The organism is Paenibacillus sp. RU5M (assembly GCF_900221055.1).
Lineage (GTDB): Bacteria > Bacillota > Bacilli > Paenibacillales > Paenibacillaceae > Paenibacillus > Paenibacillus marchantiae.
Genome location: NZ_OBQM01000012.1, coordinates 109,436 through 135,909 on the forward strand (window position 1 = coordinate 109,436; position 26,474 = coordinate 135,909).

The 26,474-nt window shown below is 47.5% G+C and carries 28 protein-coding genes; 5 read left to right on the forward strand and 23 right to left on the reverse strand.

Features of this window, described 5'->3' with window-relative positions:
• Nucleotides 1–200: 200 nt before the first annotated feature.
• From CRO25_RS27180 to CRO25_RS27190, 3 genes are all read right to left on the reverse strand, one after another.
• Nucleotides 201–1,805 (reverse strand): response regulator transcription factor, encoded by a 1,605-nt coding sequence (locus tag CRO25_RS27180; protein WP_079697114.1) that lies wholly within the window; start codon nt 1,803–1,805, stop codon nt 201–203.
• Nucleotides 1,798–3,588: a sensor histidine kinase gene (locus CRO25_RS27185; protein ID WP_079697115.1), complete on the reverse strand. Its 1,791-nt coding sequence runs from the start codon at nt 3,586–3,588 to the stop codon at nt 1,798–1,800. Before CRO25_RS27185 ends, CRO25_RS27180 begins: the two co-directional genes overlap by 8 nt.
• Nucleotides 3,589–3,780: 192 nt before the next feature.
• Nucleotides 3,781–4,959, reverse strand: a complete 1,179-nt coding sequence (locus CRO25_RS27190) for an MFS transporter (RefSeq protein ID WP_063566549.1) — start codon at nt 4,957–4,959, stop codon at nt 3,781–3,783.
• Nucleotides 4,960–5,102: 143 nt separating this feature from the next.
• On the opposite strand from CRO25_RS27190, the gene CRO25_RS27195 reads away from it, so the two are divergent.
• Nucleotides 5,103–5,714: a TetR/AcrR family transcriptional regulator gene (locus CRO25_RS27195; protein WP_063566548.1), complete on the forward strand. Its 612-nt coding sequence runs from the start codon at nt 5,103–5,105 to the stop codon at nt 5,712–5,714.
• A 97-nt stretch (nt 5,715–5,811) separates the two neighbouring features.
• On the opposite strand, the gene CRO25_RS27200 is transcribed toward CRO25_RS27195, so the two are convergent.
• The 5 genes from CRO25_RS27200 to CRO25_RS27220 form a co-directional block, all read right to left on the reverse strand.
• Nucleotides 5,812–6,234 carry an OsmC family protein gene (locus CRO25_RS27200; protein WP_024631426.1) on the reverse strand — a complete coding sequence of 141 codons (423 nt, stop codon included), beginning with the start codon at nt 6,232–6,234 and terminating at the stop codon, nt 5,812–5,814.
• Nucleotides 6,235–6,252: 18 nt separating this feature from the next.
• Nucleotides 6,253–6,999, reverse strand: coding sequence for an amino acid ABC transporter ATP-binding protein (locus tag CRO25_RS27205; protein WP_063566547.1), 747 nt, complete (start codon nt 6,997–6,999; stop codon nt 6,253–6,255).
• 16 nt (nt 7,000–7,015) lie between these two features.
• Nucleotides 7,016–7,660, reverse strand: coding sequence for an amino acid ABC transporter permease (locus CRO25_RS27210; protein ID WP_064640624.1), 645 nt, complete (start codon nt 7,658–7,660; stop codon nt 7,016–7,018).
• Nucleotides 7,661–7,691: 31 nt separating this feature from the next.
• Nucleotides 7,692–8,525: an ABC transporter substrate-binding protein gene (locus tag CRO25_RS27215; RefSeq protein WP_079697156.1), complete on the reverse strand. Its 834-nt coding sequence runs from the start codon at nt 8,523–8,525 to the stop codon at nt 7,692–7,694.
• Between the two features lie 176 nt (nt 8,526–8,701).
• Entirely contained in the window at nt 8,702–9,334 is a 633-nt protein-coding gene (locus tag CRO25_RS27220; RefSeq protein ID WP_079697116.1) for a TetR/AcrR family transcriptional regulator, read from the reverse strand.
• Between the two features lie 239 nt (nt 9,335–9,573).
• Between CRO25_RS27220 and CRO25_RS27225 the strand changes: the two genes are divergently transcribed.
• Nucleotides 9,574–10,362: an undecaprenyl-diphosphate phosphatase gene (locus tag CRO25_RS27225; protein WP_063566628.1), complete on the forward strand. Its 789-nt coding sequence runs from the start codon at nt 9,574–9,576 to the stop codon at nt 10,360–10,362.
• Nucleotides 10,363–10,564: 202 nt separating this feature from the next.
• Here the strand turns inward: CRO25_RS27225 and CRO25_RS27230 are convergent, their stop codons facing one another.
• From CRO25_RS27230 to CRO25_RS27245, 5 genes are all read right to left on the reverse strand, one after another.
• Nucleotides 10,565–10,891 (reverse strand): thioredoxin family protein, encoded by a 327-nt coding sequence (locus CRO25_RS27230; protein WP_063566544.1) that lies wholly within the window; start codon nt 10,889–10,891, stop codon nt 10,565–10,567.
• Nucleotides 10,892–10,975: 84 nt separating this feature from the next.
• A complete protein-coding gene (locus CRO25_RS27235) occupies nt 10,976–11,884 on the reverse strand; it encodes an aldo/keto reductase (protein ID WP_079697117.1) in 909 nt (302 codons plus the stop codon).
• Nucleotides 11,885–12,036: 152 nt separating this feature from the next.
• Nucleotides 12,037–12,210, reverse strand: coding sequence for a hypothetical protein (locus CRO25_RS33590; RefSeq protein ID WP_179132276.1), 174 nt, complete (start codon nt 12,208–12,210; stop codon nt 12,037–12,039).
• A gap of 227 nt (nt 12,211–12,437) precedes the next feature.
• Complete coding sequence (gpmA, locus tag CRO25_RS27240) at nt 12,438–13,181, reverse strand: 2,3-diphosphoglycerate-dependent phosphoglycerate mutase (protein WP_079697118.1); 744 nt, start codon at nt 13,179–13,181, stop codon at nt 12,438–12,440.
• Between the two features lie 72 nt (nt 13,182–13,253).
• Nucleotides 13,254–13,838, reverse strand: a complete 585-nt coding sequence (locus CRO25_RS27245; protein WP_170867957.1) for a DUF420 domain-containing protein — start codon at nt 13,836–13,838, stop codon at nt 13,254–13,256.
• Nucleotides 13,839–14,212: 374 nt separating this feature from the next.
• On the opposite strand from CRO25_RS27245, the gene CRO25_RS27250 reads away from it, so the two are divergent.
• Nucleotides 14,213–15,403 carry a cation:proton antiporter gene (locus CRO25_RS27250; protein ID WP_063566541.1) on the forward strand — a complete coding sequence of 397 codons (1,191 nt, stop codon included), beginning with the start codon at nt 14,213–14,215 and terminating at the stop codon, nt 15,401–15,403.
• Between the two features lie 142 nt (nt 15,404–15,545).
• Here CRO25_RS27250 and CRO25_RS27255 read toward each other — a convergent pair whose 3' ends face one another.
• The 10 genes from CRO25_RS27255 to CRO25_RS27300 form a co-directional block, all read right to left on the reverse strand.
• Nucleotides 15,546–16,031 carry a DedA family protein gene (locus CRO25_RS27255; protein ID WP_063566540.1) on the reverse strand — a complete coding sequence of 162 codons (486 nt, stop codon included), beginning with the start codon at nt 16,029–16,031 and terminating at the stop codon, nt 15,546–15,548.
• Nucleotides 16,032–16,044: 13 nt separating this feature from the next.
• Nucleotides 16,045–16,590, reverse strand: coding sequence for a CDP-diacylglycerol--serine O-phosphatidyltransferase (gene pssA / locus CRO25_RS27260; protein ID WP_064640629.1), 546 nt, complete (start codon nt 16,588–16,590; stop codon nt 16,045–16,047).
• A gap of 20 nt (nt 16,591–16,610) precedes the next feature.
• A complete protein-coding gene (locus tag CRO25_RS27265) occupies nt 16,611–18,416 on the reverse strand; it encodes a cell wall metabolism sensor histidine kinase WalK (RefSeq protein WP_143038168.1) in 1,806 nt (601 codons plus the stop codon).
• Nucleotides 18,365–19,045, reverse strand: a complete 681-nt coding sequence (locus CRO25_RS27270; protein WP_064640631.1) for a response regulator transcription factor — start codon at nt 19,043–19,045, stop codon at nt 18,365–18,367. Before CRO25_RS27270 ends, CRO25_RS27265 begins: the two co-directional genes overlap by 52 nt.
• A gap of 243 nt (nt 19,046–19,288) precedes the next feature.
• Entirely contained in the window at nt 19,289–20,101 is an 813-nt protein-coding gene (gene thiD, locus CRO25_RS27275) for a bifunctional hydroxymethylpyrimidine kinase/phosphomethylpyrimidine kinase (RefSeq protein ID WP_063567104.1), read from the reverse strand.
• Nucleotides 20,102–20,205: 104 nt separating this feature from the next.
• Nucleotides 20,206–20,904 carry an ABC transporter permease gene (locus CRO25_RS27280; protein WP_063567103.1) on the reverse strand — a complete coding sequence of 233 codons (699 nt, stop codon included), beginning with the start codon at nt 20,902–20,904 and terminating at the stop codon, nt 20,206–20,208.
• The gene (locus tag CRO25_RS27285; protein WP_079697120.1) at nt 20,897–21,820 is read right to left on the reverse strand and encodes an ABC transporter ATP-binding protein; all 924 of its coding nucleotides are present in this window, start codon (nt 21,818–21,820) and stop codon (nt 20,897–20,899) included. Before CRO25_RS27285 ends, CRO25_RS27280 begins: the two co-directional genes overlap by 8 nt.
• A 129-nt stretch (nt 21,821–21,949) precedes the next feature.
• Nucleotides 21,950–22,882 (reverse strand): sensor histidine kinase KdpD, encoded by a 933-nt coding sequence (locus CRO25_RS27290; protein WP_372829450.1) that lies wholly within the window; start codon nt 22,880–22,882, stop codon nt 21,950–21,952.
• Nucleotides 22,879–23,598, reverse strand: a complete 720-nt coding sequence (locus CRO25_RS27295; protein ID WP_275078665.1) for a response regulator transcription factor — start codon at nt 23,596–23,598, stop codon at nt 22,879–22,881. The genes CRO25_RS27290 and CRO25_RS27295 overlap by 4 nt, the downstream gene beginning before the upstream one ends.
• A 135-nt stretch (nt 23,599–23,733) precedes the next feature.
• The gene (locus CRO25_RS27300; protein WP_079697122.1) at nt 23,734–24,576 is read right to left on the reverse strand and encodes a DegV family protein; all 843 of its coding nucleotides are present in this window, start codon (nt 24,574–24,576) and stop codon (nt 23,734–23,736) included.
• Between the two features lie 305 nt (nt 24,577–24,881).
• Between CRO25_RS27300 and CRO25_RS27305 the strand changes: the two genes are divergently transcribed.
• Nucleotides 24,882–25,658: an ABC-2 family transporter protein gene (locus CRO25_RS27305; RefSeq protein ID WP_024631448.1), complete on the forward strand. Its 777-nt coding sequence runs from the start codon at nt 24,882–24,884 to the stop codon at nt 25,656–25,658.
• Nucleotides 25,655–26,455, forward strand: coding sequence for an ABC transporter permease (locus tag CRO25_RS27310; RefSeq protein WP_079697123.1), 801 nt, complete (start codon nt 25,655–25,657; stop codon nt 26,453–26,455). The genes CRO25_RS27305 and CRO25_RS27310 overlap by 4 nt, the downstream gene beginning before the upstream one ends.
• Nucleotides 26,456–26,474 lie beyond the last annotated feature (19 nt).

Sequence of the window (26,474 nt, forward strand, 5' to 3'; positions counted from 1 at the left end):
AATAATTATTGAAATTACAAGGGAATTTAATTTGAAATTGGTAATGATCGAAAACGTTTTATAGAAATCGTTTACTTCATGTAAAACTAAAAAGAAAAAGGACCTCCAGGGTCCTTCAAATAGACTATTAGTTCGAAAACGTTTTTTACCTAATCAGGAGAAATACCAAACTCCAGAAGTACCATCCTCTGAAACATGGGCTACTCCCGTTCTGGCTCTCCTGAAGAATCTTTGGGCTGTGATCTAGCAAGCTCTCTAGCATGTTTGTATGCGGAAGGCGATTCCCCTACATACTTCTTGAATTTGCCGTGGAAGTAATCCACGTTGGCATACCCCACCCTCGCGGCAACCTGGTGCACCTTTAAGCCTTCATCGAGAAGTTCCTTCGCCTTCTCCATTCGGACCTTATCGAGAAATGCATTGAAATATTCCCCGGTATGGTTTTTGAACAGCTTGCCCAAATAACTGCTATTGTAGTTAAATACCTCAGCGAGTACCTCCAGCTTGAGATTTTCGCCGGGATTACGACGGATAAATTCAATCATTTGTTTCAGTACCGTATCCTTGCTTCCTCCACCCATGCGCTGAATAAGCCGGTTCAGGTGTTGAGCAGCCATTACTTTGAGATCCAGTAACGTTAATTGATGGTAGACCTCCGTAATTAGAACGGAATGCTCCTGCATAATAGATTGCATATGCTGATTCGTTGCCGCAAGTTTGTTAATAGCCAATGAAAACACTTGGGAGAACGCCGTCTTAATCGCCTGTTCTGTCTGATGATGGGGGATCAGACGTTCCTCGATTTCGGTCAGCACACGCATCACGGACTCGCTACTCCGAATGTCGAGCGCATAATACAGCTTGTCCGCCAATTCTGCTTCATCCGGTTCACCACTAACTTCATCCAGCGCAATAACCGGCCCAGAAGCACTTTTGCTCTTCTCGCCTTCGTTCCATAACATAATACGTTGTTCCGCGAACAGGAAACGTCCGCCCAATACGCCGTTGGCCTGATTATAGGAATGTGCGATGTCTGCTGTGGAGTTTACAGGTTGACCTGCTGCCGCGTACATGTGAATATTCCACTCTCCCAGCAGCCCTTCCAACTCATCATATAAACTCTGGGCAGATTGGACAGTCAAAATAGGCTCTTTACATAACAGTCCCAGTCCGGAATGGAACGAAAACACAATGCCCCGATCTTTCTGGTCAAAAGCTTCCGCCAGTCTGCGTTTCACTACACTACCACGCTGTAAATCAGGTTCGGCATGCATCTCCAGCAGCACAACCTGATACTGCGACCAATTCAATCCTAGAGCATTTGCTTCCATCGTTTCTGTACCTTCCAGGCTATCAAAAAGCAATGCTTCAATCTGGTGCTCCCGGTAGGCTGTATCCTCACCAGCATGGCGGGCCAGTGTCAGACGCTCCCTTGTTAGCATCACAGAGATCCGCTCCAGCTCACTAATAATCTCCTCTTCATCCACCGGCTTGAGCAGATACCCATCTACGCCAAAACTGATGGCTTTCTTGGCATAATCAAAATCCGCGTACCCACTCAGGATCAGAAAGTGCGACCCCGGATGGTGCTGCCGCACTTCTTCAATCACATCCAGTCCGGTCATGCCGGGCATGCGAATATCGATGATTGTCAGGTCCGGTTCCAGCTCTTCGAAGCGGGTGATGGCCTCACGCCCGCTGGCAGCTGTACCAATCACCTGAAAGCCGTATTTTTCCCAATCAATGATCGTTGTCAGTCCTTCACGTATGCTCGGTTCATCATCTACCAATAACACTTTATACATGCTGGTCTCCTCCTACTGGCAAGGTGAAAGAAACCTCTGTTCCTTCCCCGTACACACTCTTAATCTGTAATCCGTATGGCTCACCGTAGGTCAACGTTAAACGTTGATGTACGTTACGCATGCCAATCCGGCTCTTCTCCTGTTCTTCCGGTCCACAGATGAACTGCATCACTTCAGCCAGACGCTCCGGCGTAATGCCTGCCCCATCATCATCGACACGCACCTGAACGACATCCTCCACCAAACGAATATTTATATTCACACGGACCGTGCCCTCTTTATTTTCCAAACCATGCACAATCGCATTCTCAACCAGAGGCTGAATGATCAAAGGAGGAATGTACATCTTCTCCACCTCCGGATCGATATGGATCTGGAAAGCAAGCCGGTCGCCGTAACGGAATTTCTGAATTTCCAGATAAGAACGTACCATCTCCAGTTCGGCTCTGAACGTCGTTTTGCCGCTGCCAATCTCAAGACTCTTGCGCATCAGTTTGCCTAGCAGCCTGACAATATTGGCAATCTCCGCCTCGCCTTTGATATGGGCTTTCATGCGGATCGACTCCAGTGCATTAAACAAAAAATGAGGATTGATCTGGCTGGCCATCATTTTCAGTTTAATCTCTTTCTGTGCGATTTCCAATTGATTGTTCTGTTCCGTTGCCTCCACTACCTGAGTCATCAGTTCATTAATGCTCTTCACCATGTAATTGAACTGCCTCGACAGTTGCCCAATCTCATCATTCCCATCAATGCGGGAGGTGACGTTCAGATCACCCAGTGCGAGCTTATTCAAATGTTTGCTAAGGCGTAACAATCGGTTTGACGTGAGAAACGAAATGATATAAACAAGCAACAATGCAATGACCAGCACAAGCGTAATGAAGAGCATACCGATCATGCTAATGGTATTCGCGTCTTTGACAATATTTTTGGTGGCAAAAACGGAAATGATCTTCAGGCTGTTCATGCTCGATCCAGGGCGCAGCTCATCAATTACAATATTGGATGGCTCCCCCCGAAAATCTGCTTCAATTGTGCCTTTGGTCTGATTTTGTAGATCTACACCAAAATCAAGCTCGTCCAGCGTCTTGCCCACTAGTTCGGTATTTTTGGCCGCAACCACATAACCCTGTTCGTCCGTAATCAACGTCTCGAACGGTTCCTGACGTAATAATCCATTCAGCTCATCCTGATTGATTACAATCATCAGCACACCCTCGGTCCGATATTCGGCAAAAGGCACTTTGCGCACCAGACTTAGCTTGTGCACCGGATTATCTCCCTTGTCAGGAATATAAAACCAGCCGATGCTCGTCGTTTTCAGTGCCTTCTGGTACCAGTAGCTCTCCTCGGTCTGCTTGTCCACAGGAATGAACTCCAGATTGTTGATCAGCGTCGGATTGGTGGAGTAAAACCGGATGCCCGCAACCTCGCGGTACAGACGCTTGTATTCCTGAAAATCTTTGTATGCGAGGTAAGCCGAGGTCAGCTCCACAACACTTTGGTATTGTTTGTTCACAATTTCTTTCAAATCATTATTGAACATCAGAATGTTGGAAATATCCGTAGGCACACGCAGCAATGTGGTGGTCTGACTTTTGACTTTGTCCACGTTGTTAATCGTCTGTCCAATGGCATTGTCCAGCGCCTGCTTGCGAAAGTATCCGGTTACAGCAAGTCCAATAATTAGTACCGGAATCATGACGACAAGTACATAGGATATGAGCAATTTATGCTTTAATTTAAGATTGTTGGATGTTCTTATGAGCCTTTTAAACATATCTGCACCTTCCGTCGCTTATAAGCGCTTACATATAAAGGTCAGTACATATTACGCCTGCCCTTCCAATTCATCATACCACATAACAGCAAAAGCCCTGCAAGAGGGCTTCAAAAAAAGGCTGTATGCTGAGTGAAAAACAAACATGAAGTTTGTATAACTATTTCTAATATAGGAAGTAAAACAGATGGCTTAGCGGCTGCGTGCTGAGCGGAAACCGTGTCCTTTGGCACGCAGCGCAACAATTAAAGCTATAAGTGATAGGAACAGGATGGCCCAGGTAAAGGACGAGGCTCCCCATTGATTCAGAAGCACACCTCCCGCCAATCCACCAATAGCAATAGCGAGATTCCAAACGGTCGTATTAATCGGCATAACGATATCCACACCCTGCTCCCCGGCAGCTTGGGCAAGGGCGGTCTGCAACAGTGTAGCCGCACCGCCAAATGTTAGACCCCAGAGCGCAACTGAACTAAATACAACGGCAATGTGCTCGCTCCAAAGACCCAATACCAGAGAGATCAGGGCAAAGCCCGCAAGGCTGATGAGAACCAGCATACGCAACCAACGATCAATAAGAATACCTGTAATCCAGATGCCCACCAATGCCATCAGGCCAAATACAAGTAACATAAGTCCAACCTTTGATTCCAGACCGACATCGGCGAGGAAAGGAGCAATATAGGTGTACAAAATATTATGAGCAAGCATCCAGGCCAGAACGACAGCCAGAATGGGGATTACGCCAGGAGTCAGCAGTACCTTTATTGAAGAAATGCGCTGATCAGCAGACTGCCCCGGATAATCGGGTACTTTCCAGAGCACCCAGAAGATCAATACAAACGCCAGCAGCGACATCAGCCAGAATACCGAGCGCCAGCCCATAAAGGAACCCAGCAATGTACCTGCAGGAACACCGAATGATAAGGCAATCGGTGTACCGATCATCGCAACAGCCATGCCCCTGCCTTTGAGATGATCAGGCACCATCCGTAGTGCATAACTGCCAATCAGGCCCCAGGAGACACCGGCTGCAACACCGGCAAAAAACCGAGCGACAAGGGTCAATACATAGTTTGAAGAGAGGGCTGTAATCGTGTTGAAAATCAGAAAACCGATAATCGCTAGAAGTAAAAGCGGACGGCGTCGCCAGCCCCTTGTCAGCACGGCCACAGGTATGGCGGCAATCAGAGAACCTACTGCATAAAATGTGACAAGCTGCCCTGCCCCTGCCTCAGAGACCTGCAGCCCTTCCTTGATTTGCGGCAGCAACCCCGCGGGAAGAGTTTCAGTCATAATAGCTATAAAACCAGCCATCGCTAAGGCCAGCAGCCCAAACCATGGGAAACGTTGAGAAGATTTATCGGACATCTATGCAGCTCCTTTTTAGATAATATAGGACATAGAATCGAATTATGGATCGATCATTCTTTATATTATCCACCCTCTCCTACCTTGTCAACGACTTTTGGATCGATTAGTATATAATTAAGAAAAACGAGGGGGAATCTCTAATGGCAAGAACCGGACGTCCGCGCATTTTTGATCGGGATGAAGCCCTGTTGCAGGCAATGATGCTCTTTTGGGAACAAGGATTCGAAGCCACCTCATTGCTTCAACTTCGAGCGGTCATGGGGGATATTTCAGCAGCCAGCTTCTATGCAGCCTTTGAATCCAAAGAAGCTCTTTATAAAGAAGCGGTAGAACGATATATGGGTTCATTTGGACGCGTTACGGAAAGCTTCTCAGATCTTACGCTATCTCCAAGAGAAGCGATTGAAACAACTTTAAGAAGTACCGCCAAAATGCAAACAGACAGCGCACATCCATCTGGCTGTTTAATTGTGCTGTCAGCCAGCACATGTTCTTCCAAAAACAATCATATCCGTGACATAACCGCCGAGAAAAGAAAGCTGACTCGCAACCGCCTGCAGGCTTGCATCCAGCGCGCTGTGGAAATCGGCCAACTGCCTGCCTCCACGAATGTGGCAATGCTGACCACCGTATTTGATACCTTTATGCAAGGCATTTCTACACAAGCCCGGGACGGTATCCCTTTTGCAACGCTTGATCAGGCTATCACCGAAATTATGGGCATCTGGGACCTTGCTCAACATCCAGCGTGACCTTACTTCCTAATGGTCGAAATGTTAGAACAATCAAAAAGGCACTCCCATGATTGGAAGTGCCTCTTCATTGTATACTTTAACCATGTCCGTCCCGTTATGGACGGGGTGTGTCTACCCCATTAAGAATCAGCTTGGGATGAATATCAGCGCTAAGCGAAGCGGAAACTGCACAATACTTCTCTTCAGCCATTTGGATGGCTTTCCAGATCCGATAATCCGGGATATCGCCGTCCACCTTGAAGATCAGGTCAATGGAAGTAAATCCTTTCGGCATACCTTCACTACGTGTACCCTGTGCTTCAATCTCAATGCCAGTAATTTTGTCCAGGAAAGCGTCCAGAATCATCGTGATATCGATCCCCATACAACCTCCGAGACCTGCCAGTAACAATTCCATGGGTGTAGCACCCTTGCTGTCACCACCATAGGCTGCTGTGGCATCCATGCCAACCGCGTAGCCAGAGGGTCCTTCGGAAGTAAATGCGCGTTTGCCTTTCCATACCGTTGTTACATTCATGATGTTTATCCTTCTTTCTTAGAATTCAGTAATTTGCTGCAAAAATCTTCGTGTCCGCTCCTGGGTCGGGTGTTCAAAAAAGGCCTGTGGACTCGCTTCTTCCACAATTGATCCATCCGCCATAAAGACGATTTTGTTAGCCACATTCCGGGCGAACTTCAACTCATGCGTAACGACCAGCATCGTCATGCCTTCCTGTGCCAACTCCTTCATAACGGAGAGCACTTCTCCCACCAGTTCGGGATCAAGGGCTGAGGTAGGCTCGTCAAACAGCATCACCTCAGGCTCCATGGCAAGTGCGCGGGCAATCGCTACGCGCTGCTGCTGTCCACCGGACAAACGGGATGGATATGCATCCTGCTTGTCCGACAGACCGACCCGATCCAGCAGAATCCGGCCGCGTTCGGCCGCTTCGTCCCGCTTGATTTTTTTCACAGTCACGAGACCTTCCATCACATTGCCAAGCACCGTCTTGTGCGGATACAGATTGAACTGCTGGAATACCATGCCTGTCTGCCGACGGATTTCAAGTACCCGTGCCCGCTGGATTCGCTGCGAGTCTGAACTGTCTACCACTACACCATTCACTTCAATCTTGCCGCCAGAGAGCTCTTCCAGACCGTTCAGACAGCGCAGAAGCGTACTTTTGCCCGATCCACTGGGTCCCAGCAGAACAACAATATCTTTCGCATCGACATGCAGATCTATATTTGTGAGAACTTCATTTTTTCCAAAACGTTTGGTCAATCCTGTTGTTGTAATCACCGGTTCTCCCCTCCTATCAGTAAGCCCGGGCAAGCCGGCGCTCCACTTGTTCCAGAATGGCCGAGAAGCCGATACTCATAATCCAATAGATCACGCCAATCGCCAGATAAAACGGCATATTCACCGCATATTGTGATACAAGCAATTGTGCTGACCGCAATAACTCGGTAACACCGATCGCCGCCACAAGTGATGTTTCCTTCAGCATGCCAATAAAGGTGTTACCCATCGGCGGGATGGCAATGCGCACAGCCTGCGGGAAGATAATCCGTCTCATCGCTTGAGCCGGGGTCATCCCCGTTGCGTATGCAGCTTCCGTCTGCCCTTTCGGTACCGCCTGAATGGCTCCGCGAAACGTCTCCGACAGAAATGCACCCGCATTCAGACTAAGCCCGAGACAGGCTGCGGTGAGCGAGCCCAAGGTTACGCCATAATCGACCAGCCCATAATAAATAACGAATAATTGCACCAACAGCGGGGTTCCCCGCATGATGGATACGTAGAAACGGGCGATCATTCTAAGCCACATCGGTCCTTTCAGACGCGCGATAGCGACGAGCAACCCGATGATAAAAGCAAAAAACATTGAAATCACAGTTACATACAGCGTGTAATATGCCCCCTTCAGAAAGAAGGGGATATTCTCAAATACCAATTCCATGGATCAAACTTCCCTTCGCCCTGCCGGTTCATTATTGCGCAGGCTCTTCACCGAACCATTTTTTGAAGATGGTATTGTACGTACCGTCATCCTTCATGCCTTTCAGTGCATCATTCAGTGCTGCTACGAGTTCCGGATTGTCTTTGCGCACAGCAATACCTGCCTGGTCACTCTTAATCGGTTCACCTACGGCTTTGATTTTCAGTCCGTTGGCATCCACAATGGGTTTCAGCGCATACATGTTGTTGATTGTGGCATCAATCCGTCCAGCATTCAGGTCTTTGAGTGAAGAGATAACATCGTCATAGGTTTTAATCGTGAAGTCGCCCACTTTCGGCAGCACTTCATTACGCAGATACGTTTCATCATTCGTACCCAGACCTACCCCAATCGTTTTTCCTTTGAAATCTTCCAGCTTGGTAATATCGTTATTGTCTTCTTTGACAATGATTTTGACTTGGTTCGTAATATACGGATCACTGTAATCCAGTACTTTCTTCCGATCATCGGTAATCGTCATCTGGCTGATGATGGCATCCAGCTTTTTGGCTTGCAGACTTGGTGTCAGGCCGGAGAACTCCTGAGATACAAATTCCACCTTAACCCCAAGACGCTTCGCAACCTCACGTGCGATATCTGCATCGTAGCCGTCCATTTCTTTCTTATCGTTCAGGAAGTTGTATGGAGCGTACGTGCCCATCATTCCCACTTTGATGACGCCAGCAGACTTGATCTGCTCCAGTTCATTGTTCGCCTGTGCTCCATTGCTGCTTCCATTGTCCGTAGTTTTACTGCCACAAGCGCTGAGTACCAGCACGGTCATTAGCAGCAGGGCTGTTAAAGTCCAGCCTTTGCGAGATTTCATTCCATATGTTTTATTCATGTCATTAACTTCCTCTCATCCATGTAGTCATGTCTTGTTGAAACTTCTGTTTCCTGTCTTCCTAAACTGCAGTTGTACCTATTATTCCCTGCTGCTGGCTTAATCATGTGAATATTTAATCCAGTTGTTGAAAATAAAGCTCCAGGGCCAGCACACTTTTATGTGCCGAGCAGTCCATAAAATTCAAAGCTTGCCGCCTCAGCTGCGAGCTTTGTTGCTGTCATTGATGAAAACTTGCTGTGCAACTCCTCCGAGCCAAACAGCCAGCGCGTAATCATGCCTTCAATCATGCTAACCAGCAGCGCAGCGCGAAGCGGTACATCCATGGATTCCGGCAGCATGCAAAGCTCAATGGCCCGTTGCATGTTGTGGCGAAATGCTTGTTCCACTGCATTACGTGTCTCCTCGACCAGACGGCGTACCGAATCCTCCGACACGATGCCTTTAAGCAACAACTCCATAAAATAACGATTGTCCGCTGCAAAGGAGAATAAGTCGGTAAACAGCCGTTCCGAAGCTCTCACCATATCCTCAACCGATCCGGCATCCTTGCGGTAGCCTTGTCCGATCGCTTCAAGCAGCTTCTCCCTGCCGGTCAGTACAATTTCCGACGCAATGGCCTCCTTACTTTTAAAGTGCCAGTAAAAAGTGCCTTGCGCGACGCCGGCTTCCCGGACAATATCGGAAATTTTCGTCTGATGGTAGCCCTGGGTCGCAAAACGCTCCATCGCTATGCGTATAATTTGGTCCCGGCGTTCTTCTCCGGGTTCCAAATGATTGTTTTTAGACATTTGCCTATCCTCCCGATTGATCAGTCAGTCAGTTAATGTATATCCTATTGGATAACTAGGTTTTTGTCAATATGGTTTTAAACAATTCATTACGAGCATAAGTTGAAGTTGGGCGCATTTGTGATCATAATAGATGATAGCCTTGTTCTAATGAGCAGGCATTGTCACGCAGGACAGCCTATAAGCTGTCATCTGCATTTCAAGGAGGAAGAGAATTGGACTTTATATCATCGATTATTATGGGCATCATCGAAGGTTTGACTGAGTTTTTGCCCGTGTCCTCAACCGGACACATGATTCTGACTGCCCACTTGCTGGGATTATCGGAGGACAACGAGTCAGTCAAAACGTTTGAGGTGGTTGTGCAACTCGGAGCTGTACTAGCTGTCGTTGTGCTGTACTGGAACAAATTCATTGATATGTTCCGCTTCACCGGAGGCAAAAGGAGCTACACCTCCCGCCTGAACCTCATACATATCTTTTTGGCGATGGTTCCTGCCGTAGTCATTGGACTTGTATTCCGAGACTGGATCAAGGCGCATCTGTTTGGAGCACAAACGGTGCTGTACAGTCTTGTTATTGGTGGTATTCTGATGATTATCGCTGAACGTTGGAGCCACCGCAGCGAGCGCATTACAACCCATGATGTAGACGATATTACGTATAAACAGGCATTTGTAGTGGGTCTTTTTCAGATTCTCGCATTATGGCCAGGCTTCTCCCGTTCCGGTTCGACGATCTCCGGTGGACTGTTCGCAGGGGTAAGCCGAGTTGCCGCAGCAGAATTTACATTCCTGGTCTCTGTGCCGATTATGATTGGAGCCACAGGATATGATCTATACAAAAGTATCGATCATCTGAATACCAGCGATTTCCCGATCTTCGCGATTGGATTCATTGCCGCATTTATCGTAGCCATGCTTGCCATTAAGACGTTTTTGTCTATTTTGAAAAAACTGAGTCTGACCGTCTTTGCAGTGTATCGCTTCGTGCTGGCAGCCGTATTCTTTATCATTTTAATGATGTAACCCTATCTTCAAGTCATGTAACAAAAAAGCCAATGGGGACCTGTTCCTTTCGGAACCAGGTTGCCATTTTTAATTTGCACAACCTCATCAACAAGCCGATTTTCTCTTCTACCTTTACACCCCTCCCCACAGCAAAAACACCCCCTATCAGCGATAGGAGGCGTTTCATATAACTACTGCGAACTAAACGAACTGATTATGGTTATACCTTGGACTCCAAAGTTTGCAGGTACTCCGAGATTTGAGCAGGCGTTTTTGCCCATTTGCTGTGCAGATGTGCAATTTTCTTGCCGTTCTGGAATACGAGCAGGCTTGGAATGCCGCGTACACCGTTCTCTTCAGCAAACGGCAGGAACTCTTCTGCATCGAGGGCATAGAAGGTTTTATCCGCATGCTGGTCGATAACGTCCCCGATAAAGCGATCCAGGTTTTTGCAATCCGGACACCAGGTTGTATCAAATTTAATGACGGTCATTCCGTCAGAATTAATTGTATCGCGATATTGTTGTTCACTTTGAATTCTTTCCATATGTCTTCTCTCCCTTATTTGATTCTTTATGGTTGACCTTCATTGTACCTCGTATAGTTACAATTGAAAATAGGCTACCAACGTTTAACGGTGCTGCTTGTAGAGATTGGCGGGACTTAGCTCCCGTATTTCGTTAATCTCCGCAGCCGTAAGTGGTGCAGATTCCGAAGCAGCGATATTATGCAACAACTGCTCTCTCGAACTGGCACCTGGCACGACAGCGGCAACAGCCGGATGCGCCAAAGCATAACGAATGGCCGTTTGAGCCATGCTGCGATTGTCTGTAACCAAACGGCTCAGGCCTTCTCGTATGATGTGCAACTCCTCAGGAGTATAATCCAAATAACCCTTATCTGCCTTGGCAGCACCAGAATCAGCGAGAACCCCACTTGCCACAGGTCCACGAGCGATAACGCTAATGCCCTTTTGCTCCAATAAAGGCAATACTTCCTCTTCGGCCCGGCGATCCGCAACGCTGTATTGATTCATCACGCTGACAATGGAAGCTCTCTGCACATATTCACGAATCACATTAGGCCGGATGGAGGATATGCCGTAATACCGGATAAGACCTTCCTGCTTCAGTTCCTCAAAGGCTTCGATCGTCTCTTCAATTGGATCATCCAGAGTGCCACCATGCAGTTGATACAGATCGATATAATCTGTCTGCAACCGTTTCAGGCTGTCTCGTACAGCCTGTTTGATATAGGCTTTAGACGGGTCCCATGACCAGCCTTCTTTTCCCGGTATGCGACGATTACCAACCTTGGTTGCCACAATGACCTGCTCCCGGCGTCCCTGGATAGCCTGGCCCACGATTTCTTCGTTTAATCCTGCATCATACAGGTCAGCGGTATCCAGAAGATTAACGCCACGATCCAATGCTTCATGAATCAAGGCTACGGCAGGTTTCACTTCGGTTCCAAGCGACATACAGCCTAACCCAATTTCACCAACCATGAGTTCGGATGAACCCAGACGATTTTTCTTCATATGTTGTACATCCCCTTCCATACATTCTGCAAGTTTCCATTGTATCATTCTTGCTGGCAAAAATCGCATATGACATATGAGCGCACACAAAAACCCGGGACCATACCAGCTCCGGGCTTCTCATGCTAATTGACTCTATGCCAAAATCTATTTTAAATCACACGTGAACCTTTTTTGCTTCCATAAGACGGTTTTGAAGATGGACTAGAGTTTTTTATCAGTCCTGATACCGTACTGAACAGCTTATCCCTTGCTTCTTTATTCCTCATCAAATAAGTCACGCCTGCTCCAATGGCTGTTACAATAATTCCACTTTTTTTAGACATATGTTGTTCCTCCTTCAGGATTAATGTACATCGTCTCTTGCTTGAGATTACCCTGTGGGAGAAAAACGAAACGTCAGATGCGATCGCTAAAATTAGAGAATGGCCTATTACAGCGTAAAAAAGATGGCCCCTGAAAATGAAAATTCAGGAGCCATCTTCTAACATGATGTATAAGTCGAGATCATTGTTACTACTGTATAACCTGCTTAGTCATAACAATCGTCCTGTCAATCGGACGGTGGTGCGACATGAGTCATTTCCTCATGTTTGTAGGTGGAGCCATCCGCAGTCAGGTAGAAATGCCCGATCGGATGTAGATCTTCATCCAGTTCATAGACCAGCGGAATGCCTGTCGGGATATTAAGCGCCATTACGTCTGCTTCGGACATTTGGTCCAGATGCATGACGAGTGAACGGAGCGTATTCCCGTGCGCGGAGATAAGTACCCTTTTGCCCGCTGACACTACCGGTTTGATCTCTGCATTCCAATACTCCAGCACCCGCTTTGATGTATCCATCAAATTCTCGGTACGAGGGATGGTGCAGCCCAGCCGTTGATACTTGTCCTGTTCCTGAACATACCGCTCATCAGTTTCGTCCAGTGCTGGGGGAGATACGCTAACGGAGCGTCTCCACTCCTTCACCTGATCCTCACCGTACTTCAGCGCAGTCTGCTGTTTATTCAGTCCTTGCAGTGCACCATAGTGACGTTCGTTCAGTTTCCACGTCTTCGTGATCGGAATCCACATCCGGTCCATCTCATCAAGTGCAATATCCAGTGTTCGAATGGAGCGTTTGAGGACTGAAGCATAAGCGTAGTCAAAATCAAAACCCTGTTCTTTCAGGATCTTTCCCGCTTTACGCGCTTCTCCGTATCCATCGGTCGTCAGATCCACATCCGTCCAACCGGTAAAACGGTTCTCCACGTTCCACATACTCTGTCCATGGCGAATCAATACGACTCTGTACATAAGCGTGAATCCTCCTTCCATGAAACCATTACCCGCAAGGCGAGCCGGATATGCCCATGATATGTGAAATTATTAATAGTACGGTGCCATCATCAGATATACAACTACACCCGTGGAACTAACATACAGCCAGATTGGCATCGTCCAGCGAGCAATTTTACGGTGTTTCTTCAACTGATTTGTCCAACCCCATACCAGAGTGAACAGAGCCAGCGGCACAATAATGGCTGCCAGAATGCTGTGTGTGATCAGAATGAAGAAATAGATGGAACGAATGATGCCTTCCCCGCCGTATTTGGACGTTTCCGGAGACAAATAGTGGAACGACAGATACGTAACGAGAAATAAAAGGGTCGTTGAAAATGCAGCAAGGATGAAACGTTTGTGCAATTTCACATTCCGCTTGATAATGGCAATCAGGGCCGCAAGCAGGAAGATAAAGGTGAAGCTGTTGAACACGGCGTTAAACCGCGGCAACACTGTAATGTCAAAGGCTACATCGCCTTTGTATCCGATCGACGGTGCAAAGAACAACAATAAAATAATGACATTGGCGATAATGGAAATGGTAATAATGAGACCTGCAAAATTTTTATTACTGGTCGGGGCAATCTGATTGGATTGAATGTTCGGGTCCCCTTTGTCCTGTTTGCCCAATGAAAAATCCTCCTCATATCCTAACTTCTATGTTCTATCTCATTATATCTTGCCATTTCTCGACTGTTAAGTGACAACACTCTGAACAAAAAGCCTTCTCAGATACCTTTAAAGTGCCCCCTTAAGGCCATTTTCATTAAAAGCCCACCATCACTGGTTTACCCCACCCTGTATTCATGGTATAATTAATGTAATTAATCACATACGCGTTGAACTGGAGGAGCCTGTCACCAAGGGCCCTCCTTGTCTTTTTTTAAGGCATAAAGCGGCACACTAACATACGCCGTTTTATGCCTTTTTCTGTTTTAAGGCTGGAATGATCTTCCCTTGGGCTGGTTACCCTATAAACGCTATTACTGGAAGGGAGAACAACTATGGAATTTATTTTGGTACTCGCACTCATTCTTATTTTCACCAAGTTGGCTGGAGATTTATCGGTAAGACTCGGTCAACCATCGGTATTGGGCAAATTGATCGTCGGTGTTATTCTTGGACCTGCCCTGCTCGGCTGGGTACAACCGGATGATTTCATCCACTATATGTCCGAAATTGGGGTATTACTGCTCATGTTCATTGCTGGTCTCGAAACGGATCTGGAGCAATTGAAGAAAAATTGGAAGGCAGCCTTTGCGGTTGCCGTGGGTGGTATCATTTTACCATTCATCGGAGGTTATGGAGCTGCCGCTGCGTTCGGCATGTCGCAGACACACGCTTTGTTCTTTGGACTTCTGTTCTGTGCCACTTCGGTCAGCATTTCGGTTCAAACGTTAAAAGACATGAATCAGCTCAGCTCTCGTGAGGGTACAACGATTCTTGGAGCCGCTGTCGTCGATGATGTACTGGTTGTTGTCATCCTCGCTGTCATGATGAGTTTGCTCGGAACAGGGGCAACCGATACTTCAATCCCTCTGCTCATTGGCAAAAAGCTGTTATTCTTTGTTGTCATTATCGCTGCCAGCTGGTTCCTTGTTCCACGGATCATGAAGTGGATGGCACCGCTGAAGGTCACGGAGACCGTTATTACAGCCGGACTAATCATCTGTTTTGGCTTTTCGTACTTTGCGGAATGGATGGGTGTTGCAGGCATTATCGGGGCTTTTGCGGCAGGTATCGCCATCTCTCAAACGAACTTCAAACATGAGGTCGAAACGAAACTTGAACCGATCGCGTACGGGATTTTTGTTCCGGTATTCTTTGTAAGCATCGGTTTGAACGTGACTTTTGACGGCGTGGGTTCACAGATCTGGTTCATTATCGTCATCAGTCTCATCGCCATTGTAACCAAGCTGCTGGGCGGAGGAGCAGGTGCGCGTCTGACCGGATTTGATCGCTCGTCCTCCCTCGCCATCGGTGCAGGCATGATTTCCCGAGGGGAAGTTGCTCTCATTATTGCTTCCACTGGACTTGCTTCCGGATTACTCGACCCTGAGTACTTCACCAGTGTAGTCATCATGGTTATCGTTACAACCCTGGTTACGCCACCTTTACTCAAAATCACCTTTGCACGCAAAAAAGGGGAGCCACAGGTTGAAAAAGGCATTGAGGAATCCCATTTGAATGGGTGAAGCCAAATTTATTATCAGCTCACCGTGCATATTGCGGTGGGCTTTTCATTTTTCAAGGGATTTTATTAAATACAAACAAAAAAAGACCACTCCATTAACAAGAGGTCTTTATCCTCGCCAGTTCATAACAGGCTGTCCCATTTTAAGTTAACACACCTACATAAAAGCCGATCGATATAAACACAACACACCATATAAATGCCCCAATGCTGGAGAAAAGGACGTATCGTCCTATAGCCATACGGCTGATCCCGGAGAAGCAGCACATCAGATGACGAATGCCTGGAATGAAGTAGCCCAGTATGATGGACCAGTACCCGTATTTCAAAAACCAGGACTCCACCCTGCCCAGCCGTTTGGCGTTGACTCCGACCCATTTACCATACTTCTCAACCAGTGGCCGCCCGGCCTTCTTACCAATCGTGTAACTCAGAAGTCCTCCAGTAAACGCTCCACCAAAACTGACAACGATGGACACCGAATAATTCAGCACCGAGATGGAGGCGAGATAACCGACAAAGGTCATCATCACCTCATCCGGAATAGGCATGCCAATCACGCCAAGAGCCAGCAGTCCGTAAATTGCGAAATAACCATATTGACCAATAAATTCTCTTGCAAATTCCATACTGACTCGCTCCTTATTTCGGTTCCACAATATCCTTCTCATGGGGGGCTAGCACTTGTTTTAGAGACGGGAATCGGATTTGGCTAACCATTAGACCGGATAATACGATAATGACAAGATAGGCTACACCATGAGTAAAATAAGGACTCCAGAGCGCGAAAAAGGACATAAGACCGCCTGCAAACGTAATCGGCATGCCCACAAAACCATGGCTTGCTGTCTTCTGGCAATTGTAACGGGCAAGACGCAATGCACCACAAACCGGGAATAATGCTGTCAGCGCCATACCCAGTGTACTTACCTCATTCATGGAGTTCAAATATAGGATCAACACAGGTGCGGTCCCGAACGAAACAACATCAGCCAATGAATCCAGCGCTTTGCCGAATTCCCCCTCGCAATGCAGCTTGCGGGCTGCAAACCCATCGAACAGATCAAAGAACATGGCTACCCAGATCATCGTCACGGCCAGCGCAAACTCACCATGAATAGCCATAATGACAGCTAGCATGCCTGAAGTTAAGTTGCCCAACGTTAGAATGGACGGTAAAGATTTCATAGACTTGACTCCCCTTCGTACTAAGCATTAGGAAAAATAATATAAAAACGGACTCCGTCCGGCGTGTTCTCCACGCCATAACTGCATCCATGCAAATCGAGAATCTGCTTCGCGATGGCCAGGCCGAGCCCGGTCCCCCCCATTTTGCGATTACGCGAGCGTTCCACGCGGTAGAATCTTTCCCAGATGTACTGCCGCTCCGCTTCCGAAATCTGCTCACCCTGATTCTCGATGGAGATTCGAACCTGCCCTTCCGGCCTGCTGATCTCAATCATAATATCGGTCTTAGGAACGGCATGACGTATAGCATTCATCATCATATTGTAGAAGACTTGCTCCAACTTGCTGCGGTCTCCCTCAACGGTCTGCTCTGTGGTGGAGACCAGTACAACCTCCAGTTCCTTTTCCTTCAGTTGTGGACCCAGACGTCCGGCAATATCTTCAATCATATCTCCAAGAGCCACTGCATCAGTGTTCAGCTTAATCGCTTGGGATTCCAACCGTACCAGATCCAGCATCTCTTCGACCATCGTTTCCATTTTGACCGCTTCATCGGCAATGATCTCGATGTAACGCTCACGTTTGCTCTCACTGACTCCATCTTTCAACCCTTCGGAGTACCCTTTGATAATGCTGATAGGCGTTTTGAGCTCATGGGATGCATCGGCAAAAAACTCCCGTTGACGCTGTTCAATCCGCTGCTTCATCTCCATATCGGTACGCATCTGACTGTTCGCCTGCCTTAGTTCTTCCAAAGTCTGACCCAATGTCGTCGACAGCGCGTTGAGACTGTTGGACAGACTGCCAATCTCGTCATTGCGGCGGATGGGCGATTTCACTGTGAAATCAAGGGTGGACATCTTTTTGGCAACATGGTTCAGGGCAAGCAATGGCTTGGTGACAATTCGGGACAGAAGCAGTGAAAGGAAAACAATCAGCACAAATGCAGCAATACCAAAATACGCATAAAATAGTTGTGTAGCTTCACTCGCCTCCCTCATCTCCTGCAGGGACGTCAGGGAAAAAATGAGCTGTTGCTGGGGTCCCGAGCTGTGCACCGGAGCAATCGTAAGCACATTTCGTACACCACTCCAGCTATCGGTCCATTCCTCATTAATCATTTTTCCGTTGGCGAGACTGAGCTGATCTTCCGTAGATAGTGGGAAGCGGCTATCCAGCGCCTGCACGAGCAGACCCTGTCTCTGGCTCCAAGTCCCCAGGTTGGGAAGAACAACGTCCTTCAATGTTCCTGACCATTCTTCTACCGGCTCTGTTAACTCCTGAAAATCTTCCGTTCCACTGACCACGGAGCTCTGATCCTTTATCCTGAGTGGATAAACCATAGGATCATTCATTCCACTTGCTGAGCCTGTAACGGTCAATTGCTGACCATACTTCAAGTGTGAAGCAAGCCATCCTGCGTTCTCGCTGTTGATAAACAACGACAGCGATATATTTACCTGCTTGCCATCCTCTTGCAGAAGCACGATGTGAAATGGGTCATTGACCAGCTTACCTGTATTCGTCAGGATGACTAGATGCGACTGATTCTGCCGCATGAACTTCCCGGTTTCCTTGGCCAGCTGCACATCGTTCCAATGTCCCGTGGAATATTGTTGTTCAAATTTCGTCAATTTTTTCTTAATGCTGCTGATCTTCTGATGCTGGTAAAAGTCCGGGAACCAGACGAGTTGGGCAATCACCGTTGTTCCATATAGAAGAAGCAGAAACCCGGCCATGACCAGAAACAGTTTCATCGTTACACCGTTACGTCTCATGCCTCGGCCTCGAATCGATAACCCGTACCGATAACGGTTCGGATACACTTGGCTTCATCCCCAAGTTTGCTGCGAAGCTTTTTGATATGGGTATCCACCACACGCGAATCGCCCTCAAAATCATATCCCCATACCCGATTAAGTATGGCATCACGGGACAGTACAATTCCCTGATTGCGAGTTAAATACAGCAGCAGGTCATATTCTTTGGGAGCAAGCTCCACTTCGATTCCATCCTTCTCAAGCCGCCGCGCCCAGGGATCAATTGTGGCACATCCAAACCGGATCACACTCTGCTCCTTGCTAACGGCACCCTCTACTCGCTTCATTAATGTCTCTGCACGTGCCACCAGTACACGAGGACTGAATGGCTTCGTAACATAATCATCCACGCCGAGCTGGAAGCCATGAATCTTGTCATCATCTTCGGATCGGGCAGTCAGCATTATAATAGGTACGGTCGACTGGGAACGAATATGCCCACAGAGGGTCCATCCATCCATTTCCGGCATCAGCACATCTAGAATGACTAGATCGACTTCATGCAGTGCCAGCAATTCCAGCGCCTCTACCCCATGTTCTGCTTCAATAACGTTCCATTGTTCTTTTATGAAATAATCGGCCACAATCTCACGAATGCGGCTTTCGTCTTCCACCAGAAGCACTGTTCTGACCATGGCCGACTCTCCTTTTAGCATTCTGTTGTTAACATAACGATTCCGTGTGTCGTCCGTGTGTCCAGCCATGTTCTGGAATGAACTCCATCTTATATACGATTAATATATACCAAAAGTTACTAAATCCCATACGTTTTTGCACAAAAAAGAAGCCGTCAACGAGCAAACCCCTGCTCATTGACAGCTACTTCCGGCTGAGACCACGTTTTTTCTCCGCGATTACACACTACATGTGAGCACCGCTTAGCGTTGATTCTCCAGTCGGTGTGCTACATGTAACGTTGGGCCAACAAAGCGGTTTAGCGGGAATCCGCCAGCAATCGCTTTGGTCACGAAGGCTTTACCTTCACGAACAGCCTCTTTCACAGTAAGACCGCGCGCCAAACCTGCGGTAATTGCCGCAGATGTGGTGCAGCCTGCACCATGTGTATATCCGGAGCCAACAACATCGGCTTCAAACCATTCGTAGTTCGTTCCGTCATAGAGAAGATCCATTGCTTTACCCGGGTTAATAACGCCTCTGTCCTTGATCAGGACATGTTTCGCCCCATGATCGTGAATGACAGCTGCTGCAGCTTCCATCTGCTCCTTGGAGCGGATCAGTCCACTTTTCGCGAGCTGCGATGCTTCAAACAGATTCGGGGTAACCAGATCAGCACCCGGCAACAGGAATTCGATCATTGCTTCTGTATTCTCAGGTTGCAGCACTTCGTCCGTACCTTTGCAGACCATTACCGGATCGATAACGATCTGTGGCAGTCCGCTCCGGCGGATGTGCTTCGCAACCAATTCAATGATGTCTACAGAACCCAGCATGCCCGTCTTCATTGCATCAAAGCCGATGCCATCCAGAACGGTGCGCAGTTGAGCTTCGACTACATTTAATTCCACAGGAAAGACCTGGTGATCCCACGTATCAGGCTCCATAGCCACAACAGTAGTCAGCACAGTCATGCCATACACACCAAGCTCCTGAAAAGTTTTCAAATCTGCTTGAATCCCAGCACCGCCGCTCGTATCCGAACCAGCGATTGTTAATGTTTTTGGAATCGTCATGGTAGTTGCATTCTCCTTCGTCCTTCAGTTGACATTATCCTATCCCTTGTACGAGCAGATGTCAATGGCATGTGAAGCCATACGGAGTATGGTTTCCAAAGGAATCAGTTCACATCTTTTGTCTCCAGACGAATCATGGACAGCGAAGCAATCCACAGTCCGATCGCCCCCAGTGTTAATGGAATGAAGACGATAGAGTTAATTGACACAGAAGGTCCATTAAATCCGGAACACACCACAAGTACAAGCAGAATGGATGATACCAGTGTGGTCGTGACCGAATGTTTGCGCATTCCGAAGAATAGAGGGATCAGAGCCATGGCCGCAGCGGACAAGGAACTAATCGTGTACTTCAGCAGCAGTACCAGTGCATCACTCATCGTCAACGTGTCGGGAATGAAGGAGTAGAATTGGTTTGTGATAACCAGCAAGGCTCCCATCAGCAGATCGGTAAACAAAATCATCATAAAGGTAAAAATAAAGATGATAATCAACTTGGCAGCAATGATTTTCTGGCGCTTGATCGGATAGGTAAACATGACGTTCATCGTTTTATTTCGATACTCACTAATAATCAGTTTCGCTATCAGCGCACCGCCCAAGATGATAAATACGGCTCTGGCGAACGTATCTATTAACATGAAGGAGACATGGTAATCAGCAAAAGTATAATCTTCTGCCCCTTGGTCGGTGAATCCTATCATGATGAGAAACAGGATAAGGACGAGATTGGCGATTCCTGCCGTTCTGAAATTTCGAGCAAACCGATGTTTGCGCAGTTCCAGCTGGATCAGTTTAAGCAACGTCCCCATCCCCTTTCATTAAGCTCATGAAGTGTTCTTCCAATGAATGAGCACGTTTGAAAATGGATTCAATCTCAACGCCATGCCCGATCAGCTTGCCTGTCAATTCCGATGGAGCAATGCCCGGATCATAGATACGTACGGTATGGTCATCGATCATTTTATAATTTTTCAACCCTAGCTGATGTTCCATCACATAGGTCGCTTTACGTGGGTCCAACGTTTGCAGCTCAATGTACTCGCTGTGGCTCCCACGAATGCTGTCCATCGATACTTCTTCAACCAGACGCCCATTTCGAATGACTCCAACGGTGTCTGCAACCTGCTCGATTTCCCCAAGGATATGGCTGGAGATCAACAAGGTAATGCGATACTGGGAGCTGAGACGTTTGAACAAATCGCGCATCTCCTTGATGCCTACGGGATCAAGCCCGTTGATCGGTTCATCCAGAATGAGCAGTTCCGGTGTTGTGATCAGCGCACGAGCGATGCCCAGACGCTGTTTCATTCCTAGAGAGAAGTCACGAACAGGCTTCTTGCCTGTGTCCTTGAGACCTACACTTTCCATCATGTCGTTAATGACCTTCTTGTTATGAAACCCCATGTATTCACAATGGAGATCCAGATTTTCCTTGGCGGACAAATTATCGTAGAAAAAAGGATATTCAATGATGCTGCCCATTCGTTTCAGCAATTCATAGGAAGTAGGCGTGAGCTTTTCTCCGAACAATTCAATCTCACCTACAGTCGGCTTCACCAGGTTGGTCAGCATCTTCATCATCGTCGTTTTCCCCGCTCCATTCGGACCAAGAAACCCGTAAATCTCCCCTTGCTTGATACTCATATTGACGTTCGATACAACCTCTGCCCCTGCATACGTCTTAGTCACACCTATGGTCCGCGCAATATAGGTCATGTTCTTTATTCTCCTTTACGTTCGTCCCTGACGAGTTCTTATATCTGTATTGTAAAGAGAAAAGTCTTCTTTTTTATTAATCAAATCTTACAAAAACCTTAAGCTTATCGTGAAAGGTATAAATTGCGCCTAACAAGGTTTCAAAGAAACCGAAAATACAGTTCGTACAAAAGGTACGCTATGCAGCTCAATACTTCCACCCATCCGCTCCACCAGCCGCTTCGTAATGGTCAGACCCAGACCACTTCCCTGATAGAGACGATTACGGGAATCCTCCAGCGTATACATACGTTCAAATACACGGCTGTGCTCCTGTTCAGGAATGCCCTTGCCTCGATCCCAGATGCTAAGTGTTACTTGTTCGCCTATTGAATACTCCAGTGAAAGGCCAAATACCTTGCCATCTGCTCCATATTTCATGGCATTGGTGATCAGATTATCCAGCACACGGTCCAGTGCTTCCTCATTACCTTTCACGAAGACATCGCTTTCCGGAATGGACAGCTCCACTTGCAGACCCAGATTCGTTAACATGTCATAAAAAGAGATCATCTTCAAGCGACACAATTCGCTTATATTGACCCTGGTCAGAGTAAGCTCGTTATCCCCCGACTCCAGCTTCGCCAGGTCAAAAAAGGAATGAATCAGACGCAGCACCTCCTGCGCTTTATCCTGGATTTTTCCAGTCATGATTACGCGTTCCTGATCGGTTAGGGAAGTGCTATGCAGCAGCGTTTCACTATAACCAAGCACAACCGTAAGCGGCGTCTTCAGATCATGTGAGATATTGGAGAGCATGTTGCGCATCTCCTTCTCCTGATTGGCATAACCCGCCTCAGCCCGATGTGCATGATCCAGTAACTGATTCATGTCCTTAAGGAGCTGGCTTATCTGGGGGTCACTGTTAAAGACGAGCAGGCGTTCAAATGTATTCTTATCTATAATAGAGGTCAATTTCTCATGTATGTAAGTTAGATGGGTACTACGTTTATGCAGCCTTACGCTTAATAGAATGACGATAAGAGCCAATATCCCGGTAGAAAAGGCAAAGATCAACGTCACGCCGGGTCCACCTCCAGCTTATAGCCGATACCCCACAATGTTTTAATATACCGGGGGTTGGAGGGGTCAACTTCCAGCTTCTCGCGCAGACGACGCATATGAACATTAATGATATTTTCGTCGCCATAATAATGATCATTCCAGACAGAAGCGTAGATTTGAGCCTTGGTAAATACTTTGCCAGGGTGGGTGATAAACATTTTGAGAATACCAAATTCCTTGGATGTAAGCTTTACAGGTATGCCATCACGCTCTACCTCATACGTTTCCGTATCGACCACAAGTCCGCCAATGTGAATGCGCTGTACCTTCGGAGCGACCACAGTTGCAGGCTGTGCGGTATAGTTGGCACGACGAATAGCCGCCTTGATCCGAGCTGTCAGCTCGATCAGCGAGAATGGTTTGCTCAAGTAATCATCAGCTCCGAATCCCAGGCCGAGGGCTTTGTCCACCTCTCCGTCCTTTGCAGACAGGATGAGCACAGGCACCAGACTGGTGGCACGGATGGTCTGAAGCACTTCCATACCATTTTTATGTGGCAGCATCAGATCGAGAATGACCAAGTCATAGCCTGACGGTGATTGGCTGAATTGACGTTCCGCCTCCAGTCCGTCATATGCATAAGAGACGTCATAGCCCTCTTTTTCCAAATAAGGACCGACCATTTCACTAATTGAGCGATCATCTTCAACAAGCAGCAAGCGATAACTTGACACGAGATTCCCTCCAACTTGAACGTTTTCCTTTATTACCTCACAGTTTGCATCAATTGGCAATGAAATACGAAAAACCCGGCAGGTTCGCCACTTCATGTTTCAAAGTGAACCTCCTGCCAGGTCTCATTTACAACCTTATACCTTCTCGCTTCGTATCCAGCACAGTCCAATCGTGCCCGCACCTGCATGAATTCCGACCACAGGGATAAAAGGCATAATTTCCGTCTTCAAGCGGGGAAGCAAATCTGCAATCTGCTGTTTGATTGTAACGGCTTCTTCCTGATTGTTCGCATGCATGATACATACATGCTTCACTTTCCCCATATCCACCTTGAGCACATTCAGCATACGCTGTTTGGCCCGTTTGAACGTACGAATTTTCTCATTCACAACCACTTTGCCCTCTTCGAATCGAAGCAGCAGATGAATTTTCAACAATTGGCTAAGAATAAGCTGGGTCCCCGACACACGCCCACTGCGGTGTAGATGCTGAAGACTGGCCGGAATGAGGTAAAAGGACATGTTATTAATCATCTGTTCGATGTGAAGTTTGATTTCGGATGCTGTCTGGCCTTGCTTCTGCCATTCCAATCCTTGCAAAATCATCTCCCGCAGCGGATAAGCCCCTGCTCTGGAATCAATGGCGGTAACCGTCACACCTGCGATTTCGGCAGCCTGCATCGATGTGTGCAGCGTACCGCTAAGCGCAGTGGAGCAATGAATGGTAATGATCTCATCGTACTTACCTTTCAACGACTCATACAGTTCAATAAATTCACCAATCGGCGGCTGTGAGCTGCTTGCGCGTGAAGCCCCATCAAGTTTCTCATAGAATAATTCCGACGAGATGTCTTCTGTCTCCCGATAACATTCCTCTCCAAAAACGATCCGAAGAGGTACGATGTACACATGATTCTGCTCAGCAAATAGCGGATCGAGTGTGCTCGTACTGTCCGTGACCCATGCAATTTTACTCATTCCAACCTTCTCTCTTGCCGGATTGTTGAAGCTGTATCCTCAATCGTCAGGCACATGCCCGGCGGATTATTTAAAATTTGAATAGTTCATATTGTAAACGTTTGCGTCGTTGCCCCCCAATTATAAAGGAACGGACAAACCACTGTCTTGTGGCGCATTGTTGAACAGCCTCATTTCTTCCGGTATATGCCAAAAAAATGTCTTGCCTGTGAAGGAATATATTGGTATGCTGTTGTCCTTCTCTCTTTTTCGCCTTGACTGAAGTGAACGGAACCGCCGTTCAACCAACTTATCGGAGGTGTCACATGCTTTATTTCACTCTGGCTTCCAAAGCCTACTCCCGGAACCTGCAATACCGCGGGGCCCACATGGTACATAACCTGGCAAGCGCCATGTTCGGTTACATGTATGCCTGTCTCTGGATTGGCATCGGGGCCGATCATTCTCTCGGAGAATACGGGACACAGGGGATGATCAGTTACATTGCGTTTACGCAATCCTCTCTCTGGATCTCGGGTTTTCTCACCAATGGACTTGGTATTCCACTCACGGTCAGGACAGGGCAGATCGCGCTTGATCTCATGAGGCCGGTTCATCTGTTCACCCACCTGATGGCACGTGAATGGGGGCAGATTGCCTACCAGTTCGTGTACAAAAGCATTCCAATTTACCTACTCTTCTCCATCGTATTTTCTCTGCAATGGCCCTCAGAAGCTTCAACCCTGTTATTTGCCGCAATTGGTCTTGCCGGCGCATCCTATTTATCCATCTGTATGAATTACATTATTGGCGCCACCGCGATGTGGACTACGGAGTCCTCCTGGCTGCATTGGGGCAATCACGCCATGATGAATCTGCTTGCTGGTTTCTTCATTCCGCTGGAATGGCTGCCAGACTGGCTTGAACGAATTGCCTGGTTATCTCCCTATCCTTTCCTGCTCTATGTCCCGACCCGAATCTATCTGGGTTATGAAAATGGCTCCTTGTTATGGGGAACCTTGATTTGGTGCGTCCTCATGACATTCGTCTGTCTGGCGATCACCCAGGTATTGCGCCGTAAAGTGGAGGTGCAGGGCGGATGAAAACAACTTCCTGGCTCACTTTATATAAAATGCTCATTCGAACAAGCATCCGCAGTCGGATGCAATACAAGTTCAATTTTGTCATGGCCTCCGTTCTGGCCGCATTGATTCAAATCTCCGAGTTTCTGATGGTTGCTCTGGTGCTGCACAAATTCGGAGCCATTAAAGGCTGGTCCCTTCATGAAATTGGTTACCTCTTCGCGATCATGACCCTATCCAAGACACTGTATCGAACGTTTGGCAACGAAGTGCATCATCTGGAAAAGTATCTGGTCGGCGGCGAACTCGATCAACTGTTAACCCGTCCGATGCCAGTGTTGCTGGCCTTACTGCCACAAAATTTCCGGATCATGGCTGGTGAAGTGTTACAAGGCGGTTTTATTCTCTGTTGGTCTCTGGCAGGCATGATGCATAGCGGACAGATCAGCTGGACTGTCATCCCCTTCTCACTGCTCGTCATCTTGACCGGTGCCATCATTCTTTTTTCGATTGGGCTTGCCACGGCAACGCTTGGATTCTGGACCACACGCATTGAGGAATTGCAGACGATCACCGAGGATGCGGCGCGTACGGCTGCCCAATATCCGCTGACGTTGTATCCCAAATGGATGTCTGGCATTCTGCTGACCGTAATCCCGGTGGGTTTCGTTAACTATGTTCCGTCACTTTATTTGCTTCGCGGCGAACTAGGTGCGTGGGTTCTTGGTGCCATTATTGTTGTAGCCTTCCTGAGTCTGGCCGCAAGTCTGCGTTTCTGGAAATTCGGTTTAACCAAATATCAAAGTACAGGTAGCTAAGGAGGAGAATATCGTCATG

Excerpts from the sequence above, each read along its gene's own strand:
- CRO25_RS27225 (WP_063566628.1), top strand. The coding sequence starts at position 9,574 with ATGGGCATCATCGAAGGTTTGACTGAGTTTTTGCCCGTGTCCTCAACC.
- CRO25_RS27305 (WP_024631448.1), top strand. The coding sequence starts at position 24,882 with ATGCTTTATTTCACTCTGGCTTCCAAAGCCTACTCCCGGAACCTGCAA.
- CRO25_RS27270 (WP_064640631.1), bottom strand. The coding sequence starts at position 19,045 with ATGGTCAGAACAGTGCTTCTGGTGGAAGACGAAAGCCGCATTCGTGAG.
- CRO25_RS27310 (WP_079697123.1), top strand. The coding sequence starts at position 25,655 with ATGAAAACAACTTCCTGGCTCACTTTATATAAAATGCTCATTCGAACA.
- gpmA (WP_079697118.1), bottom strand. The coding sequence starts at position 13,181 with ATGTACAGAGTCGTATTGATTCGCCATGGACAGAGTATGTGGAACGTG.
- CRO25_RS27190 (WP_063566549.1), bottom strand. The coding sequence starts at position 4,959 with ATGTCCGATAAATCTTCTCAACGTTTCCCATGGTTTGGGCTGCTGGCC.
- CRO25_RS27180 (WP_079697114.1), bottom strand. The coding sequence starts at position 1,805 with ATGTATAAAGTGTTATTGGTAGATGATGAACCGAGCATACGTGAAGGA.
- CRO25_RS27185 (WP_079697115.1), bottom strand. The coding sequence starts at position 3,588 with ATGTTTAAAAGGCTCATAAGAACATCCAACAATCTTAAATTAAAGCAT.
- CRO25_RS27255 (WP_063566540.1), bottom strand. The coding sequence starts at position 16,031 with ATGGAATTTGCAAGAGAATTTATTGGTCAATATGGTTATTTCGCAATT.
- CRO25_RS27300 (WP_079697122.1), bottom strand. The coding sequence starts at position 24,576 with ATGAGTAAAATTGCATGGGTCACGGACAGTACGAGCACACTCGATCCG.
- CRO25_RS27220 (WP_079697116.1), bottom strand. The coding sequence starts at position 9,334 with ATGTCTAAAAACAATCATTTGGAACCCGGAGAAGAACGCCGGGACCAA.
- CRO25_RS27210 (WP_064640624.1), bottom strand. The coding sequence starts at position 7,660 with ATGGAATTGGTATTTGAGAATATCCCCTTCTTTCTGAAGGGGGCATAT.
- CRO25_RS27230 (WP_063566544.1), bottom strand. The coding sequence starts at position 10,891 with ATGGAAAGAATTCAAAGTGAACAACAATATCGCGATACAATTAATTCT.
- CRO25_RS27285 (WP_079697120.1), bottom strand. The coding sequence starts at position 21,820 with ATGACCTATATTGCGCGGACCATAGGTGTGACTAAGACGTATGCAGGG.
- pssA (WP_064640629.1), bottom strand. The coding sequence starts at position 16,590 with ATGAAATCTTTACCGTCCATTCTAACGTTGGGCAACTTAACTTCAGGC.
- CRO25_RS33590 (WP_179132276.1), bottom strand. The coding sequence starts at position 12,210 with ATGTCTAAAAAAAGTGGAATTATTGTAACAGCCATTGGAGCAGGCGTG.
- CRO25_RS27235 (WP_079697117.1), bottom strand. The coding sequence starts at position 11,884 with ATGAAGAAAAATCGTCTGGGTTCATCCGAACTCATGGTTGGTGAAATT.
- CRO25_RS27250 (WP_063566541.1), top strand. The coding sequence starts at position 14,213 with ATGGAATTTATTTTGGTACTCGCACTCATTCTTATTTTCACCAAGTTG.
- CRO25_RS27200 (WP_024631426.1), bottom strand. The coding sequence starts at position 6,234 with ATGAATGTAACAACGGTATGGAAAGGCAAACGCGCATTTACTTCCGAA.
- CRO25_RS27215 (WP_079697156.1), bottom strand. The coding sequence starts at position 8,525 with ATGAAATCTCGCAAAGGCTGGACTTTAACAGCCCTGCTGCTAATGACC.
- thiD (WP_063567104.1), bottom strand. The coding sequence starts at position 20,101 with ATGACGATTCCAAAAACATTAACAATCGCTGGTTCGGATACGAGCGGC.
- CRO25_RS27195 (WP_063566548.1), top strand. The coding sequence starts at position 5,103 with ATGGCAAGAACCGGACGTCCGCGCATTTTTGATCGGGATGAAGCCCTG.